The organism is Pseudomonas sp. 1L-B-1-E-C1 (assembly GCF_057291835.1).
The window spans coordinates 53568-72971 of record NZ_JBXAWN010000006.1; the positions used below are offsets into that span (position 1 = coordinate 53568).

Consider the following 19404-nt stretch of genomic DNA (forward strand, 5'->3'; position numbering starts at 1 on the left):
GAAGACCTTTGAACCATGGCCACTATCCACGTAGACGGCAAAGCGCTCGAAGTCGACGGGGCAGACAACCTGTTACAGGCATGTCTGTCGCTGGGCCTCGACATTCCATATTTCTGCTGGCACCCCGCGCTTGGTAGCGTCGGGGCCTGCCGCCAGTGCGCAGTCAAGCAGTACACCGACGAGAACGACACCCGTGGTCGCATCGTCATGTCCTGCATGACCCCCGCCACCGACAACACCTGGATCTCCATCGACGATGAAGAATCCAAGGCATTCCGCGCCAGCGTTGTCGAATGGCTGATGACCAACCACCCGCACGACTGCCCGGTGTGCGAGGAAGGCGGTCACTGCCACCTGCAAGACATGACAGTGATGACCGGCCACAACGAGCGCCGTTATCGCTTCAGCAAGCGCACCCACCAGAACCAGCAACTGGGCCCGTTCATTTCCCACGAAATGAACCGCTGCATCGCTTGCTACCGCTGCGTGCGTTTCTACAAGGACTACGCCGGCGGCACCGACCTCGGTGTATTCGGCGCCCACGACAACGTGTACTTCGGTCGCGTTGAAGACGGCACCCTCGAGAGCGAGTTCTCCGGCAACCTCACCGAGGTCTGCCCGACCGGTGTGTTCACCGACAAGACGCACTCCGAACGTTACAACCGCAAATGGGACATGCAGTTCGCGCCGAGCATCTGCCATGGCTGCTCGAGCGGTTGCAATATCTCCCCGGGCGAGCGTTACGGTGAACTGCGTCGCATCGAAAACCGTTTCAACGGTTCGGTGAACCAGTACTTCCTCTGCGACCGTGGCCGTTTTGGTTATGGCTACGTCAACCGCACCGACCGTCCACGTCAGCCGCTGCTGGCCGATGGCACCAAACTCAGCCTCGACGCGGCGCTGGACAAAGCCGCCGATCTGCTGCGCGGACGCAACATCGTCGGTATCGGTTCGCCGCGCGCCAGTCTTGAAAGCAACTACGCGTTGCGCGAACTGGTCGGTGCCGAGCACTTCTACTCCGGCATCGAAGCCTCCGAACTGGAGCGCATTCGTCTGGTCCTGCAGGTGCTGAACGACAGCCCGTTGCCAGTGCCGAACATGCGCGACATCGAAGACCACGACGCGATCTTCGTCCTCGGCGAAGACCTGACCCAGACCGCCGCCCGTATGGCGCTGGCCCTGCGTCAGTCGGTCAAGGGCAAGGCTGAAGACATGGCCGAAGCCATGCGCGTCCAGCCTTGGCTCGACGCGGCGGTGAAGAACATCGGTCAGCACGCGCTGAACCCGCTGTTTATCGCCAGCCTCGCTGAGACCAAGCTCGACGACGTCGCTGAAGAATGCGTACACGCCGCTCCCGACGATCTGGCACGCATCGGTTTCGCCGTGGCTCACGCGCTGGATGCCAGCGCTCCGGCCGTCGAAGGTCTGGACGCTGAAGCCCTGGAACTGGCCAAGCGCATCGCCGACGCCCTGCTCGCGGCCAAGCGCCCGCTGATCATCGCCGGTACTTCGCTGGGTTCCAAAGCGCTGATCGAAGCCGCGGCGAACATCGCCAAAGCCTTGAAGCTGCGCGAGAAGAACGGTTCGATCAGCCTGATCGTGCCGGAAGCCAACAGCCTCGGTCTGGCCATGCTCGGTGGCGAATCGGTCGACGACGCGCTGCAAGCGGTCATCGATGGCAAGGCCGACGCGATCGTCGTGCTGGAAAACGATCTGTACACCCGCACTGCCAACGCCAAGGTCGATGCTGCACTGAACGCCGCTAAAGTGGTGATCGTCGCTGACCATCAGAAAACCGCCACCACCGATCGCGCGCACCTGGTGCTGCCAGCGGCGAGCTTCGCCGAAGGCGACGGTACGCTGGTCAGCCAGGAAGGTCGCGCCCAGCGCTTCTTCCAGGTTTTCGATCCGCAATACCTCGACGCGAGCATTCTGGTCCACGAAGGCTGGCGCTGGCTGCACGCCCTGCGCGCGACCCTGCTGAACCAGCCGATCGACTGGACGCAACTCGACCACGTCACCGCTGCCGTTGCCTCGAGCACCGCGCAACTGGCACGTATCGTCGATGCTGCACCTTCCGCGGCGTTCCGCATCAAGGGTCTGAAACTGGCCCGTGAGCCGCTGCGTTACTCCGGTCGCACCGCAATGCGCGCCGACATCAGCGTTCACGAACCACGCACTCCGCAAGACCAGGACACCGCGTTCGCCTTCTCCATGGAAGGTTACTCGGGCTCTGCCGAACCGCGTCAGCAGGTGCCTTTTGCATGGTCGCCGGGCTGGAACTCGCCACAAGCGTGGAACAAGTTCCAGGACGAAGTCGGTGGTCACCTGCGCGCTGGCGATCCGGGCACGCGCCTGATCGAAAGCACTGGCGACTCGCTGAACTGGTTCGCCGCTGCGCCGCGCGCATTCAACCCGGCGCCGGGCACCTGGCAGGCCGTGCCGTTCTACCACCTGTTCGGCAGCGAAGAAAATTCTTCGAAAGCCGCGCCGGTGCAAGAGCGTATTCCGGCTCCGTACGTGGCCTTGGCGAAATCCGAAGCGGATCGCCTCGGCGTCAACGACGGTGCTCTGCTGAGCCTGAACGTTGCCGGCCAGACCCTGCGTCTGCCGCTGCGCATCAATGAGGAACTGGGCGCCGGTCTGGTGGCATTGCCTGCGGGCATCGCCGGCATTCCACCGGCATTCGCCGGCGTGTCCGTCGACGGTCTGCAGGAGGCAGCGCAATGACCTGGTTCACCCCTGAAGTGATCGATGTGATCCTGACGGTCATCAAAGCCATCGTGATCCTGCTGGCCGTGGTGGTCGCAGGCGCCTTGCTCAGCTTTGTCGAACGTCGCCTGCTGGGCTGGTGGCAGGACCGTTACGGTCCGAACCGCGTTGGCCCGTTCGGCATGTTCCAGATCGCCGCCGACATGCTGAAGATGTTCTTCAAGGAAGACTGGACTCCGCCGTTCGCCGACAAGGTGATTTTCACCCTGGCGCCGGTGGTGGCCATGTCCGCCCTGCTGATCGCCTTCGCGATCATCCCGATCACCCCGACCTGGGGCGTGGCGGATCTGAACATCGGCCTGCTGTTCTTCTTCGCCATGGCCGGTCTGTCGGTGTATGCGGTGCTGTTCGCCGGCTGGTCGAGCAACAACAAGTTCGCCCTGCTCGGCAGCCTGCGTGCCTCGGCGCAGACCGTGTCCTACGAAGTGTTCATGGGCCTGGCCCTGATGGGCATCGTGGTCCAGGTCGGCTCGTTCAACATGCGCGACATCGTCGAGTACCAGGCGCAGAACCTGTGGTTCATCATTCCGCAGTTCTTCGGCTTCTGTACCTTCTTCATCGCTGGCGTCGCCGTGACTCACCGTCACCCGTTCGACCAGCCGGAAGCGGAACAGGAACTGGCCGACGGTTACCACATTGAATACGCCGGTATGAAATGGGGCATGTTCTTCGTCGGTGAATACATCGGCATCATCCTGATCTCGGCGTTGCTGGTCACCCTGTTCTTCGGTGGCTGGCATGGTCCGTTCGGCATCCTGCCGCAACTGTCCTTCGTCTGGTTCGCACTGAAGACCGCGTTCTTCATCATGCTGTTCATCCTGCTGCGCGCTTCCATCCCGCGTCCGCGTTATGACCAGGTGATGGATTTCAGCTGGAAATTCTGCCTGCCACTGACCCTGATCAATTTGCTGGTGACCGCTGCGGTTGTGTTGTTGAACACGCCTGCGGTTGCGGTTCAGTGAGGATTTGACCCATGTTCAAATATATTGGCGACATCGTTAAGGGTACCGGTACCCAGTTGCGCAGCCTGGTCATGGTCTTCGGCCATGGCTTTCGCAAGCGCGACACCCTGCAATACCCCGAGGAGCAGGTCTATCTGCCGCCGCGTTACCGTGGCCGCATCGTCCTGACCCGCGACCCCGATGGCGAAGAACGCTGCGTCGCCTGCAACCTGTGCGCCGTGGCCTGCCCGGTGGGTTGCATCTCGCTGCAGAAAGCTGAAACCGAAGACGGTCGCTGGTACCCGGACTTCTTCCGGATCAACTTCTCGCGCTGCATTTTCTGCGGTCTCTGCGAGGAAGCCTGTCCGACCACCGCGATCCAGCTGACCCCGGATTTCGAGATGGCCGAGTTCAAACGTCAGGACCTGGTGTACGAGAAAGAAGATCTGCTGATCTCCGGCCCCGGCAAAAACCCTGATTACAACTTCTATCGTGTTGCAGGTATGGCAATCGCTGGCAAGCCGAAAGGCGCTGCGCAGAACGAAGCCGAACCGATCAACGTGAAGAGCTTGCTGCCTTAAGGAAGAACGATGGAATTCGCTTTCTATTTCGCATCGGGTATTGCTGTGGTGTCCACGCTGCGTGTGGTCACCAACACCAATCCCGTGCACGCCCTGCTCTACCTGATCATCTCGTTGATCGCCGTGGCCATGACCTTCTTCGCCCTCGGCGCACCGTTCGCCGGTGTGCTGGAAGTGATCGCCTACGCCGGCGCCATCATGGTGCTGTTCGTGTTCGTGGTGATGATGCTCAACCTCGGCCCCGCCTCGGTGCAGCAGGAACGCACCTGGCTCAAGCCCGGCATCTGGGCAGGGCCGGTGATTCTTGCCGCGCTGCTGCTGGCCGAACTGCTGTATGTGCTGTTCGCTCACCAGAGCGGCCAGGCCATCGGCCACACCACCGTAGACGCGAAAGCCGTGGGCATCAGCCTGTTCGGCCCGTACCTGCTGGTGGTCGAACTCGCCTCGATGCTGCTGCTCGCCGCAGCCGTCACGGCGTTCCATTTGGGCCGTAACGAGGCGAAGGAGTAAGACATGCCTGCTATCCCTCTCGAACATGGTTTAGCCGTAGCCGGCATCCTGTTCTGCCTTGGTCTGGTCGGCCTGATGGTCCGCCGCAACATTTTGTTCGTGTTGATGAGTCTGGAAGTGATGATGAACGCCTCTGCCCTGGCCTTCATCGTCGCGGGCGCCCGCTGGGCGCAGCCGGATGGACAGATCATGTTCATCCTGGTGATCAGCCTTGCAGCGGCCGAGGCCAGTATTGGCCTGGCGATCCTGCTGCAACTGTATCGCCGCTTCCACACGCTCGATATCGACGCTGCCAGTGAGATGCGCGGATGAACCTACTCTTTCTGACTTTCGTATTCCCTCTGATCGGGTTCCTGTTGCTGTCGTTCTCGCGCGGCCGCTTCTCGGAAAACCTCTCGGCGCTGATCGGTGTCGGTTCGATCGGCCTGTCGGCCATCGTCACCGCTTACGTGATCTGGCAATTCAACGTCGCACCGCCGGAGGGTGGCGTGTACACCCAGGTGCTGTGGCGCTGGATGTCGGTGGAAGGTTTCCAGCCGAACTTCGCGCTGTACCTGGATGGCCTGTCGGTGACCATGCTCGGCGTGGTCGTCGGCGTTGGCTTCCTGATCCACCTGTTCGCGTCCTGGTACATGCGTGGCGAAGACGGTTACTCGCGCTTCTTCTCCTACACCAACCTGTTCATCGCCAGCATGCTGTTCCTGATCCTCGGCGATAACCTGCTGTTCATCTACTTCGGTTGGGAAGGCGTGGGCCTGTGCTCGTACCTGTTGATCGGTTTCTACTACAGCAACCGCAACAACGGTAACGCGGCACTCAAGGCGTTCATCGTCACCCGCATCGGCGACGTGTTCATGGCCATCGGCCTGTTCATCCTGTTCCAGCAACTGGGCACGTTGAACGTTCAGGAACTGCTGGTACGTGCGCCTGAGCACTTCAAGGTCGGCGATTTCTGGATCGTTCTGGCAACCCTGATGCTGCTCGGTGGTGCTGTCGGCAAATCGGCTCAGCTGCCGCTGCAAACCTGGCTCGCGGACGCGATGGCCGGCCCGACCCCGGTTTCGGCATTGATCCACGCCGCGACCATGGTCACCGCCGGTGTCTACCTGATCGCCCGTACCCACGGTCTGTTCGCCTTGGCGCCGGACATCCTGCATCTGGTCGGCATCGTCGGTGGCGTGACCCTGGTGCTGGCCGGTTTCGCCGCGCTGGTGCAAACCGACATCAAACGTATCCTCGCCTACTCGACCATGAGCCAGATCGGCTACATGTTCCTGGCGCTGGGCGTTGGCGCCTGGGAAGGCGCGATCTTCCACCTGATGACCCACGCCTTCTTCAAAGCCCTGCTGTTCCTGGCTTCCGGTGCGGTGATCGTTGCCTGCCACCACGAGCAGAACATCTTCAAGATGGGCGGTCTGTGGAAGAAACTGCCACTGGCCTACGCCAGCTTCATCGTCGGTGGTGCCGCACTTGCTGCGCTGCCGCTGGTCACCGCAGGCTTCTACTCCAAGGACGAAATCCTCTGGGAAGCGTTCGCCAGCGGCAATCAGGGTCTGCTTTACGCAGGTCTGGTCGGTGCGTTCATGACCTCGCTGTACACCTTCCGCCTGATCTTCATCGCGTTCCACGGTGAAGCCAAGACCGAAGCCCACGCCGGCCACGGCATCGCGCACTGGCTGCCTCTGTCGGTACTGATCGTGCTGTCGACTTTCGTCGGCGCGATGATCGTGCCGCCGCTGCACGGCGTACTGCCGCAAAGCGTCGGCCATGCCGGTGGCGAAGCCAAGCACAGTCTGGAAATCGCCTCGGGCGCCATCGCCCTGGCCGGTATCCTGCTGGCAGCGCTGCTGTTCCTTGGCAAGCGTCGCTTCGTCACGGCCATCGCCAACAGCGGCATCGGCCGTTTCCTTTCGGCCTGGTGGTTCGCTGCCTGGGGCTTCGACTGGATCTACGACAAACTGTTCGTCAAGCCGTACCTTGCGATCAGCCATGTACTGCGCAAAGACCCGCTCGACCAGACCATCGGTCTGATCCCGCGTATGGCCAAGGGTGGTCACACTGCCCTGAGCCGCACCGAGACCGGTCAACTGCGTTGGTACGCCGCCTCGATGGCTGCTGGTGCCGTGCTGGTGATCGGCGCCATCGTGCTGGTAGCGGTCTGATATGAACCTTGCGAATTTGCGAAAGGAAACGAGCCCGTCATGATTCTGCCTTGGCTAATCCTGATCCCCTTCATCGGCGGCCTGCTGTGCTGGATGGGTGAGCGCTTCGGCGCTACCCTCCCGCGCTGGATTGCGCTGTTGACCATGACCCTGGAACTCGCACTCGGCCTCTGGCTGTGGGCCCACGGTGACTATTCATTCGCACCGGCGCCGGGCGCCGATCCGACCTGGGCGCTTGAGTTCAAGCATGTCTGGATCCAGCGTTTCGGCATCAACGTGCACCTGGCCCTCGACGGCCTGTCGTTGTTGATGATCCTGCTGACCGGCCTGCTGGGTATCCTCTCGGTCCTCTGCTCGTGGAAAGAGATTCAACGTCACGTTGGCTTCTTCCACCTGAACCTGATGTGGATCCTCGGCGGTGTGGTTGGCGTGTTCCTCGCCCTCGACCTGTTCATGTTCTTCTTCTTCTGGGAAATGATGCTGGTGCCGATGTACTTCCTCATCGCGCTCTGGGGTCACAGTTCTTCGGACGGCAAGAAAACCCGGATCTACGCAGCGACCAAGTTCTTCATCTTCACTCAGGCGTCCGGCCTGATCATGCTGGTGGCGATCCTCGGTCTGGTGCTGGTCAACTTCAACAACACTGGCGTGATTACCTTCAACTACGCCGACCTGTTGAAAACCAAGATGTCGATGACCACCGAGTACATTCTGATGCTCGGCTTCTTCATCGCCTTCGCGGTCAAGCTGCCAGTGGTTCCGTTCCACTCCTGGCTGCCTGACGCTCACGCCCAGGCGCCGACTGCCGGTTCCGTCGACCTCGCCGGTATCCTGCTGAAAACCGCGGCCTACGGTCTGCTGCGTTTCGCCCTGCCGCTGTTCCCGAACGCTTCGGCGGAGTTTGCGCCGATCGCCATGACCCTCGGTTTGGTCGGGATCTTCTACGGCGCGTTCCTCGCGTTCGCCCAAACCGACATCAAGCGTCTGATTGCCTTCTCTTCCGTTTCCCACATGGGCTTCGTGTTGATCGGTATCTACTCCGGCAGCCAACTGGCGTTGCAAGGCGCAGTGATCCAGATGCTGGCGCACGGTCTGTCGGCAGCGGCACTGTTTATCCTCAGCGGTCAGTTGTACGAGCGTCTGCACACTCGTGACATGCGTGAGATGGGCGGTCTGTGGTCGCGTATCGCCTACCTGCCGGCGATCAGCCTGTTCTTCGCTGCGGCGTCGCTGGGCTTGCCGGGTACCGGTAACTTTGTCGGCGAGTTCCTGATCCTGATCGGCTCCTTCGCCAGCGCTCCTTGGGTCACGGCGATTGCCACGTCCGGTCTGGTGTTCGGTTCGGTCTACTCGCTGATCATGATCCACCGTGCCTACTTCGGCCCGTCGAAATCCGACGCGGTGCTGCACGGCATGGACGCGCGCGAACTGATCATGGTGCTCGGTCTGGCGGTATTGCTGATTTACCTCGGCGTCTACCCGCAACCGTTCCTCGACACCTCTGCCGCCACCATGCATGGCGTGCAGCAGTGGCTCGGCACCGCCTTCTCTCAACTCGCTTCGGCCCGGTAAGAGCGCTATGGAATTCACGATTCAACACTTTATTGCGCTTGCGCCACTGTTGATCACCAGCCTCACCATTATCGTGGTGATGCTGGCAATCGCCTGGCGCCGCAACCACTCGCAGACCTTCCTGATTTCGGTGGCGGGTCTGAACCTGGCCTTGCTGTCGATCCTGCCGGCGTTGAAAGTCGCGCCTCTGGCCGTGACTCCACTGCTGCAGATCGACGCGTTCGCCTGCCTGTACATGGCGATGATCCTGGTTGCCACCCTCGCCTGCGTCACCCTTGCCCACGCTTATCTGGGTGATGGCGGTTCGGGCTACCCGGGCAACCGCGAAGAACTGTACCTGCTGATCCTGATGGCCGCCGCCGGTGGTCTGGTCCTGGTCAGCGCGCAGCACCTGGCCGGGTTGTTCATCGGTCTGGAACTGCTCTCGGTACCGGTCTACGGTCTGGTGGCTTACGCCTTCTTCAACAAGCGTTCGCTGGAAGCCGGCATCAAGTACATGGTGCTCTCGGCCGCCGGTTCCGCGTTCCTGCTGTTCGGTATGGCGCTGCTGTACGCCGACGCCGGTTCGCTGAGCTTCGTCGGCATCGGTCAGGCCCTGGCCGCGACCGGTCTGCCTAGCCCGCTGGCGCAACTGGGCCTGGGCATGATGCTGATCGGTCTGGCGTTCAAGCTGTCGCTGGTACCGTTCCACCTGTGGACGCCGGACGTTTACGAAGGTGCTCCGGCACCGGTGGCGGCGTTCCTCGCTACTGCTTCGAAGGTGGCGGTGTTCGCGGTGATGGTGCGTCTGTTCCAGATCTCCCCTGCCGCCAGCAGTGGCGTGCTGAGCGACGTGCTGAGCGTGATCGCGGTCGCTTCGATCCTGTTCGGTAACCTGCTGGCCCTGACCCAGAGCAACCTCAAGCGTCTGCTCGGTTACTCGTCCATCGCGCACTTCGGCTATCTGCTGATCGCGCTGGTGGCGAGCAAGGGTCTGGCGGTGGAAGCCATCGGCGTCTATCTGGTGACTTATGTCATCACCAGCCTCGGCGCGTTCGGCGTGATCACCCTGATGTCGTCGCCGTACAACGGCCGCGACGCCGACGCGCTGTACGAATACCGCGGCCTGTTCTGGCGCCGTCCGTACCTGACCGCCGTGCTGACCGTGATGATGTTGTCCCTGGCGGGTATCCCGCTGACCGCCGGCTTCATCGGCAAGTTCTACATCATCGCCAGCGGCGTCGAAACCCGTCAGTGGTGGCTGGTCGGCGCACTGGTACTGGGCAGCGCCATCGGCGTGTTCTACTACCTGCGCGTGATGGTCACCCTGTACCTGATCGAGCCAAACCTGCGTCGCCACGACGCCCAGCTGCACTGGGAACAGAAGGCAGGCGGCGTAATGCTGCTGGCCATCGCCCTGGTCGCATTTTTCCTGGGCGTGTACCCGCAGCCATTGCTGGTGCTGGTACAGCAGGCGGGTCTGGCGGGCTGATCAGCTGGCGGGCTACACATGAAAACGGCACCTTCGCAGGTGCCGTTTTTGTTTTCGCGGGATTCGACTTCGCCGGTGCTCGCGAAGCGTCTCTTCGCGAGCAGGCTCGCTCGCGCAGATTACCGTGCTGTCAGCCAGTGACAGTAGTTCCGTCATAGCCGTTATGAATGCTGAAACTTACTGTCTGGCCGTCGTCATAGTGGACATAAATCCAACCATCTGGCTGAGTACTGCGCTGCACGTCTCCCGAGCCGGAAATGGTGATCGTCACCGGAACATCGCCCGCAGGCTGTGCCGAGAATGCCGACGTCACACGAATGCCATACCTCCAACGCCCATCTATCTGTCTGGGGCCGTCCCTTTCAGTGATCTCGACCTTGTTGTGCCCCAGAGAGATTGGCATTCCCGGCACCTTGTAACCCCACAGTTCCGAATCCATCCGCAATACAAAATTGCCACTTTTACTGCTGTTGGCGCAATCCACCGACCAGCTCAATCCATCCTCCTCCAATGGGCGATAATAGCCACGCGGACTCACGGTGACCCCGAGGCCGTCTGCCTGGTGGGTCAACGTCAGCTTTACGGGATGGTGAAGCAAGAGGCTATCGGATTTGGGTCGCACGGATAGCGTGTGCGTCGCCCCCAGGCAGAGATAGGCCGCTTTGCCTCCGAAAACCTGCGGGATCGCATCAAAATCGACATCCACGGACTGAGCTAAATCTACCGCTATCACCTGTACCGGTAATTGCCAGTCGGGTAGCACCGGACTGGTCAGCTTCAAGCCGAAAATTGCGCCTTGCCCCTCCGGCACACAAATGTCCCAAGAAACGAGATCTGCGTCTACCTTCTGCGGCGTACCCAGTGCCGGGACGAAGGTCAGACCCGATTCCGCTGCGCCCCATACGTCTTGCAAGGTGACGGTCGAACCCCACAAATGATTGCCGCCTTTCAGCGCGAAGTGCAATCTGGAGGTTCTTCCGGTCACCAGTACCAAATCGCTCCTGGCCAAGTCGACTGGCCAGTTGTCTAGATAAAGCGCGACCTCCTGCGCCCAGTCATCCTGCAACCGGGCGTTGACCTCATAGAGCTCGGTCATGACAACACCGGCGTTATCGTTGGTGATATCCGCCACGACTTCACTTTTGCCTTCAGTTTCAGGTGTATAGGCATAATGCGCCCAACCGTCGCCCTCGGTCACAGTGGTCGCCAGGACGTTCTCCTGGCCTTTGATCCGCCATTGCACTTTCACCCCTTCGGCCGGTTCCCCACTGTCACCTGACACGACCTGAACCCGTAACGTCACACTCTGCCCGGAGCCGACCACCGGGTTGGCGAGTACCGGAGTGGCGTCTCCAATGCCGAAAAGAGCCTCCACCACTTCGAACCTACGGGGTTCTGTCCACTCGGAACTGTCCCCGTCGTCTGTCTGCTGTGCCTCAATGGTATAACTGCCCAGCCCCCACGCCTCCTTGGCGGTCCAGCGCCAGCCCGATTCTCCGTCCAGGCTGACGATCATTTCCTCGGATTCCACATGACGCAGCGCTATCTTGCCTCGGGTCTGCCCTTTGCCCCTGATGATGGGTTTGCGCGGAGACAGTGCGCAATCCTTCGGCGCGTCAATGGTGGGTGTTTGGGGCAGCTCCTTTACCGTAAACCGACGAGGTTCGCTCCAGTCGGAGACCGGCCCGCCCGCTTTCTGATTCACTCGCAGGCCGTTCTCTCCAGGGGTTAACGGCGTCTCGACGGTGAACTCCAGGATGCCATCGCCATCAGCGTTGCCCGAGTGCAACGTCTCGGCGCCAGCACGTTGGACGGTAAGCAGCGCCCCAGGCAAGCCGACGGCTCTCACGAGTGGCCGTGTCGAGGTTTTGTCGCTTGCCATCGGCAATTCGAAGTACGGAGCATCGGGTTTCTCCCCTGCTTCGACGGTAAATGTGCACACATCGCTTGGATCGGAGCCGACAGTGTTGACGGTCTGCACGACTTTGACCGTGTTAAAGCCCGCCTCCCAATCATTCGTGGGTATAAAGGTGCTGTTCTCACCATTGGTAGTGAAGTCGCCAGCAATCGGTACTCCTTCCTCGGTAAACATGGCCAGGGTGACATCGTCGTCCCAAACGCCGGTAATGAGCAGCGCCTCGTCCGCCGCTGCCGGGTTGGGGGGCGGGCTGATCATGGGTTTAGGTGGTTTGATGCTGAAGCGGATCTCATCGCTATCAGGAGAATTCTGCCCGGCGACTGTCTGTCTGGCCTGAACAATCTTGGGACCTGGTAGCCAGGGAAAGTCAACGGTCCAGCGCATTCCGACCACCTTCCCCGCGCCAAGATCAGTACCGCCGCTCCAGACCGCAACCGTCGCCCCGGACGCACAGGTGCCTTGCACTTGCAGTTCGACATAGCTTTCGTCCTGCTTGGGGAGCGTGATCTGTGGAGCCTGGGGTTTGACCGTAACGGTCACTGACTCACTGGGATCGGAAGCCACGCCATTTACCGTCTGCATGACCTTGACCGAAGTGGCGCCCGGTGCCCATTCCGCCATCGGTTTAAAGGTGCTGTTCTCACCATTGGTAGTGAAGTCGCCAGCAATCGGTACTCCCTCCTCGGTGACTAAGGCCAGGGTGACGTCACCGTTCCAAACGCCGCTAATGATCAAAGCCTCGTCCGCCGCTGCCGGGTTGGGGGGCGGGCTGATCATGGGTTTCGGTGGTTTGATGCTGAAGCTGATCTCCTCGCTATCAGGAGAATTCTGCCCGGCTACTGTCTGTCTGGCCTTAACAATCTTGGGACCTGGTTGCCAGTCGAAGTCATTGGTCCAGCGCGTGCCGACCACTTTCCCCGCGCCAAGATCAGTACCGCCGCTCCAGACCGCAACCGTCGCCCCAGACGCACAGGTGCCTTGCACTTGCAGTTCGACATAGCTTTCGTCCTGCTTGGGGAGGGTGATCTGTGGAGCCTCGGGTTTCACTGTAAGCGTCACCAGCTCGCTGAAATCGGAAGCCACAGTGTTCACAACCTGCGTGGCCTGAACCTTGCTGATGCCCGATGCCCAATCCCCTTGCGGGGTGAACGTCCAGGTGGTTCCACTGGTGCTGAAATCGCCAGCAATCGTGTCACCTGCCTCCGTATACATTTGCAAAGAGCTGGCACTGGCCCAGACATCCGTAAGGGTCAGCACCTGCTTCGCTGCAGTCGGGTTGGGTGGCTGGACAATCGTCGGCGGCGGCGGTTTTACCGTGAAGTTGATAACCACACTGGGATCGGACTGCGATCCTCTGACCGTCTGGATTGCGTGAACAACCTTGGGCCCCGGTTGCCAAGCGAAGCGGTTCCGCCAGTTCGTGCCCGTTAGCTCAATCGTTCCGAGGTGAGTACCGCCACTCCAGGCATTGACCGTCGCTCCGGCCTCACAGGTGCCCTGCACTTCAAGTGTGTTATAGCCTTGGCCCTCCTCGGGGAGCGTAATCTGTGGAGCTTGGGGTTTGACCGTGACGGTCACCGACTCGCTGGGATCGGAAGCCACAGTGTTCACAACCTGCGTGGCCTGAACCTTGCTGATGCCCGATGCCCAATCCGCTTGCGGGGTGAACGTCGAGGTGGTTCCACTGGTGCTGAAATCGCCAGCAATCGTTTCACCTGCCTCCGTATACATTTGCAAATGGCTGGCACTGGCCCAGACATCCGTAAGGGTCAGCACCTGCTTCGCCGCAGTCGGGTTGGGTGGCTGGACAATCGTCGGCGGCGGCGGTTTTACCGTGAAGTTGATAACCACACTGGGATCGGACTCCATTTCTCTGACCGTCTGGATTGCGTGAACAACCTTGGGGCCCGGTTGCCAAGCGTAGCGGTTCCGCCAGTTCGTGCCCGTTACCACGGTCGCTCCGAGGTGAGTACCGGCACTCCAGACATTGACCGTCGCTCCGGCCTCACAGGTGCCCTGCACTTCAACTGTGTTATAGCCTTGGCCCTCCTCGGGGAGCGTGATTGCCGGCGCCGGTGGTTTCACCGATACAGCCACAAGCGCACTGTCATCGGAGCGGACATTGGTCACCGTCTGGGTGACCTTGACCCTGGTGGTGCCCAATAACCAGCTGCCTGCATGTGTAAATGTGCTGGTTGTCCCTTCGGTTTTGAAAGTCCCGTCAATCCGGACACCCGCCTCGGTAAACATTTCCAGATGAGCACCAGACATTACACCGGTGATGATCAGCAGTTCAGTCGCGGTGGCTGGAACAGGGGGCGGTTTAATCACCGGTCTGACTGGTTTGACATAAAACTCAAGCACGCCGGTAGCAGCTGACCTCTGCCAGTTCAACGTTTGTACGGCCCTGATGTGTTTGGCCCCCGGTAACCAGGGATAAGCGAACGACCATGTGCCCCCGTTGTAGCTCAAGGTGCCTGCGAGTGGCTTACCGTTAGAGTCCCACACCGCAACTGTCGCCCCCGCCATGCAGGTTCCTTTCACCAGCACATCGGCCAGATGACTGGTTTTCGCCTCAGGTTCGGTAATCGGTGGCATGGGTGGTTTGATATAAAACGTCAGAACAGGAGTCCACTCTGACATCTGTCCATTTACCGTCTGCCGCACTTGAAATTGATGCATCCCTGGGGCCCATTCATATCTGTATGCCCATGAATTTCCCAACACATAGACAGGCGCCTCCGGTGGAGTGCCGTTGATGAATCTCGCCCTCATTTCCGCCCCGGCCACGCAGGTTCCATTGAGCTCACCGTGTCCAATGTGCGACCAGCCTTCCGTTGGCGTGCGGATCTCCGGCATCGGCGGGTTGAATTGAACTGGTGCGTTTACTGAAGCCCATGTTTCTGGAAGAGGAAATGGCACATCATATATGAACTTGAATTTTATATATGCATATACCCCAAAGCCCGAGACACTACCACCCCCACTTATATCATGCCAATTACTATCTTGAATGGCATTATCATCACTTATCTCCCGCATCATCCATCCATTTACAAACTCAAAGCCGAAATGAACATTTCCTTTTTTTCGGCCATTGTCGCTCGCTCTATAACGTTTTGCATGACACGTAAAAACAGTACCTGAAGAATTGAATGAATATTCCACATCGAGGCTTGCTGACCATCCTAACCCTGGGTGACGGACTTGGAATATCTGTCTGGACAATACATTGCCGGGTGCTTTTTCGACAGCAAGGACATAATAATCATCAGTCGAAATGTCTATAATCTGTTCTTCGCCGTCACTTCCATTGACAAACCCTTCTTGCACTATGATGGTGGAGTTGTTTCTTTTAACGTCTTTTTCAGAATTCATCCCGACTCCCTCTGACTTTTTCATCGTGATCTATACGCCTGGCTCTATCGCTCTTTGGACAGTCTGCTAACACGAAAAGAACTCAGGGCGACATCCAGATACCTGCTCCAAATAACTTCGAAACAGATAACGAGAGACGAGTTTGTTCTGCAGTGATGCTCTGCCGATTTAAAACAGACTGAGCAGCACAATAGTTCCAGAACTGGCTATCGCCAACTGTCATGTCTGACAGTTTTTTATACCAATAATGAATTATTCAATAACACTTCAAGACGTTAAAGTTCTATGAAAATTCACAGGAGTAACCATCTGGCGCTCTCTGTACCTGATATTCCAAAAAGCGCTTAACAGAATTATTGCTAGAACTTAATAATCCTAAAAATCCGCCGCCACCTGTCAGGTCTGACAGGTTACAGCTCCCCCGTTTATCGTTAGCGTGATCCTGCCGGGCATTGCATCCGTCAATGCCATCCTTCTGGTAGGAGCATCACGGTCATGGCCGATGACAACAATTCGCTGATGGAAGTACTCGTCGCACCTGCAGATTCATTGGAAAAGGGTCGGGTCGATTTCGCGACGGCCATGCAGAAAATGGGCTTCACATCGGTCTTTGACATCATTCGCCTGCCCAAACCGGCATTTGCGCGCCAGCTCGCCCGGTTTTCGGATGCCGACGCCGGGCTCGCCTACGAGAACGCCAAGGCTTACGCGACGCTGATCGGCCGTTTGTACCGTGAGCACCAGACCTCTTCCGGTACGCCCCAGCAACTCGCCCAACGCAGTGGCGTGCGCGCGCTGGTTCCGGTGGGGCCGACGTTTTGCAGGCTGTTCGAAGAAACATGGGACGAGTATTGCAAGTTCGACGCCATCGCCGCCTACCATTCGCCGCCCGCCTATTTGAGTGCGATGAGGGTATTCATCCGGCAATTGGAAGAGATCGGCGACGACACCGCACGCATCCTGCTGGATAAACGCCGCCCTGATTTGAATGATCTGCTGATCACCCAGGAAAGTACCTTCACACCCATACCGATGCTGAAAATCGTCAACCAAGTGCTGGATTCCAATCTGCGCGTTTATCTGGATCGCAACCCGGTCGACAAACCCAAAACGACTCAGGAAGTACTGACCGAGCGGCGTTACCCGTTTGAATTGCCCTACAACTTCTATTACCACCAATGTCACCTGGGGCTGGCCGATAAAAAACCGCGACTGGGGGAGTTGAATTATCGGGCCAGCCTGCTGCTGCCGATCGACCAGAGCGCAACCAATGCTTACGGAGCCGTGCAGGAGCCCGTACGGCAAGCGCAGCAACTGTTGTCCGGTTTCAGTCCACAGCAACTGGCCTTGCTGATCGAACCGTCGTTGTTCAGCAATTTCTTTCTCACACGCATTGATTTGAACAAGGGCTGGAGAAGCGCCGGCAGCACTTACCTCGGCCCGCATACGTCCATGAGTGAGTGCTTTACATTGCCCACTGGGCAAGCGGGAGTCGGTAGCGCCGATCCCCAGGCGGATGTACCTGTCAGTCCCGCAGAAGGAACCAACACGGTAGCCGTGACCTTCGAGAAGGAAGGAGCACCGGCAATTGCCGAGGTGGCGCTGTTATTGGGTTCAACTTCACCCACGAGCACTAACGACATATCGCTGCTGAACTCGATGTACGTACCGAGCGTGAACACCATCACCTCCTATGTCAAAGCCAAGGAAACCCTTTCCGAACCAGAGCAAAGTGGCTACACCGCCCATTTCAACCTCGTCGCCACTACGGGCACGAATGAGGCTCCGATCAGTCTCGCGCTGCAAAGCTTCACCCTCACTCTCGATGATGAGTACAGCCTGAATGCCGCGCAGATCGCTTTTTTCAAACAATCCTACGGTATTGACGTCACCCACAGCTCTCCACTTTGGCACCTGACCCTGCTCACCGACTTCATGGCGCACACCGGTCTGAATGCCGAACAAGTTGAAAGGCTGCTATGCCGACGCACCTGCGCGGTGCGCTTGTCACCGAATTGCCCGAGCCAGAATCCGCAACACACCGGCGTGACCCTCCCGGGCAGTGCCGGCAAGGTATTGCCGTTTCCTCACCCCAATCACTATGGCGCCTGCTACGTCAATGGCACCGGTACGGGTGCCGACCTGTATGACAGCCAACTGCCACCGACTGACGAGTCCATCATTCGCGATCAGTTCGACAATGCCATGGATCTGGAGCAATACACGCAGGGTAAAGACAAGCACTGGCGGCTGACCAAAACGTCACTGAATCGTCTCGACCGTCTGCAACGCATGATCCGCCTGCAACGCTGGAGCGGCATTCCCTTCGCCCATCTGGACACATTGATTATCAGCGCCATTCGCGCCGAGGGTGGCGCCAACCTGGGCATGGAATTCAGCGAAAACACGCTGCGCGCCCTGGGCGTTTATCGCTATATGAACCAGCGGCACGGCATTCAACCTGAAGAGTTCGCGGCGCTGATGCACGACCTCTGCCCCTATGCCAGTGGCAAGGATGAAGTGCCGTTGTTCGATCAGGTATTCAATCGGGTACAACTGTTCGACAAGCCGCTGATTCTCGATCATGAGCCAATCAAGCTGGACGCCACCGATGCCGACACGCAGAAAACCCTGCTGCAACTGTGTGCCGGTCTGGGTGTGCAACCCACCGAGGACTCGTTGCTGCTGATTGCTGCGCAGACTGAGAACCACCTGAAGGTACTCAAACGTGACCTGCCCACTGTGTCCTCGCTCTACCGCCAGGCGCGGATTGCCCGGCTCTTCGACTACTCCGTCGCCGAGCTGCTGACATTGGCGGGACTGCTCGGCGGGCGCGCCTTCAAAACGGCACTGGCAAGCGGCAGGCTGAGTTCACAGGAAGGCGAGCCGGCGCCAGATATCCTCGATGTGTTGATGCAACTGGACTGGGCGGTCGACTGGCTCAAGGACAGCCAGCAAACGGTCGCGCAATTGCAGCAGCGCCTGGGGCCCAACGTCCCGCTGGTGGCCGAAGCCCCGGACGATCACCCGCAAATCAAAGTGGCTGAGCCCGCTCCCCTGCCCGACGACCTGCTCGCTCGCCTGGCGACTTTACAGGCCGACACGAGCCAACACCTGGTGACCGAAAAGCAGGTGGCAGCACTGGGCTTGCCATTGACAGAAGATGCCCCATCCAGTGACGCCATCAAGTGGTTCGAATTACTGATCAACCATGAGGTCCTTGATAAGGACGGTCATGGCCTGTTGCGCGTGCTAGACCGGCCCCTGACGCTGGTGGACGAACCTGCCACCTGGCTACAGGGCGATGTCGATGCCTTGCTCAAAGATCTCAAGTTGTCCCCCGCCGTCAAAGAGCTCTGCGCCGCTAAACTCGTCGAACTCTTGCTGGGCGCGCACGAGGGGCAAACACAGCTGCTTGAAAGAATGTTCCAGGAAACCGCTCAGTTGCCCCCGGAGCGCTGCATCGCGGTCATTCATTGGGCGCACGCTTCGGTGTACAGCATTCTGCTCGCCACCCTGGCGGATGAAGTCACCCCCGAGCTGATCGAACATTTCCAGCGTGTAGCGCGCCACGCCGAAGTCGTCGTGCAACTGCGCTTGAGCAACAGCACATTGCGCCAGTTCCTGGTCAATCCGCAGATGCTGGGCGGCGATTGGTATGACGGCAGCAGCAGCGAGCCTTCGCTCAGCGACCTCTTTCTGCTCGAACGCTTCAGTCATTGGTTTCACAACCAAAGCGAATCGGAAGACAGCCTGCTGAGCTATTTCAGTCTTGCCAGTCCACCCGCGCGCAAATTGAAAAACAAAGCCCTGCGCAAGGCCGTCAGTGAATCGGCCAACAGTGCGTTGGCCCGGCTGCTGGAGTGGTCCGAGGCGGAAGTGACTGCGCTGACCGAAAATCTCAGTGAAAAACGTGCCTGCTCGATGGCAGAGGTGGAATGGGTCCGTCGTTGCCAGGCCACCTGTCGCGCCAGTGGACTATCTGCCACGGCGCTGATGGGCGCCACCGCGCTGACCAGGCAAAGCGGGCTGGTTGCCTGGAAAACCCTCGGTGACGCGGTCATGGCCGCCCACTCCCCGACGAACTGACCCCTGCCAA

10 protein-coding genes are annotated in these 19404 nt (G+C 59.4%); 9 read left to right on the forward strand and 1 reads right to left on the reverse strand.

The annotated features are described in order from the left end of the window. The first annotated feature begins 15 nt into the window (after positions 1-15). Genes nuoG through nuoN form a run of 8 tightly spaced genes read left to right on the forward strand, consistent with a single transcriptional unit; the run spans position 16 to position 10009 of the window. A complete protein-coding gene (gene nuoG / locus AC0Z4S_RS12160; RefSeq protein WP_485623167.1) occupies positions 16-2730 on the forward strand; it encodes an NADH-quinone oxidoreductase subunit NuoG in 2715 nt (904 codons plus the stop codon). Then, positions 2727-3734 carry an NADH-quinone oxidoreductase subunit NuoH gene (gene nuoH, locus AC0Z4S_RS12165; protein WP_039763316.1) on the forward strand — a complete coding sequence of 336 codons (1008 nt, stop codon included), beginning with the start codon at positions 2727-2729 and terminating at the stop codon, positions 3732-3734. Before nuoG ends, nuoH begins: the two co-directional genes overlap by 4 nt. 11 nt (positions 3735-3745) lie before the next feature. Further along, positions 3746-4294 (forward strand): NADH-quinone oxidoreductase subunit NuoI, encoded by a 549-nt coding sequence (gene nuoI, locus AC0Z4S_RS12170; RefSeq protein WP_016775283.1) that lies wholly within the window; start codon positions 3746-3748, stop codon positions 4292-4294. A gap of 9 nt (positions 4295-4303) precedes the next feature. Then, on the forward strand, positions 4304-4804 hold the full coding sequence (nuoJ, locus tag AC0Z4S_RS12175; RefSeq protein WP_007951462.1) for an NADH-quinone oxidoreductase subunit J: 501 nt from the start codon (positions 4304-4306) through the stop codon (positions 4802-4804). 3 nt (positions 4805-4807) lie between these two features. Further along, positions 4808-5116, forward strand: a complete 309-nt coding sequence (gene nuoK / locus AC0Z4S_RS12180) for an NADH-quinone oxidoreductase subunit NuoK (protein WP_003180046.1) — start codon at positions 4808-4810, stop codon at positions 5114-5116. Beyond that, the gene (gene nuoL / locus AC0Z4S_RS12185) at positions 5113-6966 is read left to right on the forward strand and encodes an NADH-quinone oxidoreductase subunit L (RefSeq protein WP_024013419.1); all 1854 of its coding nucleotides are present in this window, start codon (positions 5113-5115) and stop codon (positions 6964-6966) included. Before nuoK ends, nuoL begins: the two co-directional genes overlap by 4 nt. Before the next feature lie 39 nt (positions 6967-7005). After that, positions 7006-8538, forward strand: a complete 1533-nt coding sequence (gene nuoM / locus AC0Z4S_RS12190) for an NADH-quinone oxidoreductase subunit M (RefSeq protein ID WP_485623168.1) — start codon at positions 7006-7008, stop codon at positions 8536-8538. 7 nt (positions 8539-8545) lie between these two features. Then, positions 8546-10009 (forward strand): NADH-quinone oxidoreductase subunit NuoN, encoded by a 1464-nt coding sequence (gene nuoN / locus AC0Z4S_RS12195; protein ID WP_101159113.1) that lies wholly within the window; start codon positions 8546-8548, stop codon positions 10007-10009. Positions 10010-10139: 130 nt separating this feature from the next. Here nuoN and AC0Z4S_RS12200 read toward each other — a convergent pair whose 3' ends face one another. Next, positions 10140-15305: a hypothetical protein gene (locus AC0Z4S_RS12200; RefSeq protein ID WP_485623169.1), complete on the reverse strand. Its 5166-nt coding sequence runs from the start codon at positions 15303-15305 to the stop codon at positions 10140-10142. A 495-nt stretch (positions 15306-15800) separates the two neighbouring features. Here AC0Z4S_RS12200 and AC0Z4S_RS12205 point away from each other — a divergent pair, with 495 nt between their 5' ends. Beyond that, on the forward strand, positions 15801-19394 hold the full coding sequence (locus AC0Z4S_RS12205; protein ID WP_485623170.1) for a Tc toxin subunit A: 3594 nt from the start codon (positions 15801-15803) through the stop codon (positions 19392-19394). The last annotated feature ends 10 nt before the right edge of the window (positions 19395-19404 follow it).

What these genes read in the sequence shown, in the direction of transcription:
- nuoG (WP_485623167.1), top strand. Translation starts at nt 16, where the DNA reads ATGGCCACTATCCACGTAGACGGCAAAGCGCTCGAAGTCGACGGGGCA.
- nuoH (WP_039763316.1), top strand. Translation starts at nt 2,727, where the DNA reads ATGACCTGGTTCACCCCTGAAGTGATCGATGTGATCCTGACGGTCATC.
- nuoI (WP_016775283.1), top strand. Translation starts at nt 3,746, where the DNA reads ATGTTCAAATATATTGGCGACATCGTTAAGGGTACCGGTACCCAGTTG.
- nuoJ (WP_007951462.1), top strand. Translation starts at nt 4,304, where the DNA reads ATGGAATTCGCTTTCTATTTCGCATCGGGTATTGCTGTGGTGTCCACG.
- nuoK (WP_003180046.1), top strand. Translation starts at nt 4,808, where the DNA reads ATGCCTGCTATCCCTCTCGAACATGGTTTAGCCGTAGCCGGCATCCTG.
- nuoL (WP_024013419.1), top strand. Translation starts at nt 5,113, where the DNA reads ATGAACCTACTCTTTCTGACTTTCGTATTCCCTCTGATCGGGTTCCTG.
- nuoM (WP_485623168.1), top strand. Translation starts at nt 7,006, where the DNA reads ATGATTCTGCCTTGGCTAATCCTGATCCCCTTCATCGGCGGCCTGCTG.
- nuoN (WP_101159113.1), top strand. Translation starts at nt 8,546, where the DNA reads ATGGAATTCACGATTCAACACTTTATTGCGCTTGCGCCACTGTTGATC.
- AC0Z4S_RS12200 (WP_485623169.1), bottom strand. Translation starts at nt 15,305, where the DNA reads ATGAATTCTGAAAAAGACGTTAAAAGAAACAACTCCACCATCATAGTG.
- AC0Z4S_RS12205 (WP_485623170.1), top strand. Translation starts at nt 15,801, where the DNA reads ATGGCCGATGACAACAATTCGCTGATGGAAGTACTCGTCGCACCTGCA.